The sequence below is a fragment of the Citrobacter sp. VF227 genome (assembly GCF_052950715.1).
Genome location: NZ_JBRFVF010000619.1, coordinates 1 through 435, shown reverse-complemented (window position 1 = coordinate 435; position 435 = coordinate 1). Strand labels below are relative to the sequence as shown.

Genomic DNA, 435 nt, shown 5'->3' with positions numbered 1-435 from the left:
GGTCATGAAGGGAAGCTGGGTAGTAGAATCGACAGTATTGGCCTGTATCGCACCGAAAGTCCGTTCATGCTGCAAAGCGGTTTTCCTTAAGAAGAAGAACAGGTTGCGCCGTACCAGGGCATGATGCAAATGTTTAACGACAAGCCGGTGACCCTGCGTACGCTGAATGTCGGTGCCGACAAGCAACTGCCCTACATGCCGATCAGTGAAGAAAGCCCGTGCCTCGGCTGGCGTGGGATCCGCATCACGCTCGATCAACCGGAGATCTTTTTGATCCAGGTTCGAGCGATGCTGCGTGCCAACGCTGCAACCGGCAACCTAAGCATGTTGTTGCCGATGGTAACCAGCATTGATGAAGTCGACGAAGCGCGACGTTTGATTGAACGCGCCGGACGCGAAGGGGAAGGGATGATCGGCTATGCGATCCCGAAACCC

General features: G+C 55.2%; 1 pseudogene. It reads left to right on the top strand.

The window, feature by feature from the left end:
* Nucleotides 1-435, top strand: a pseudogene (locus tag ACU8YC_RS28205) (putative PEP-binding protein); the annotation flags it as partial.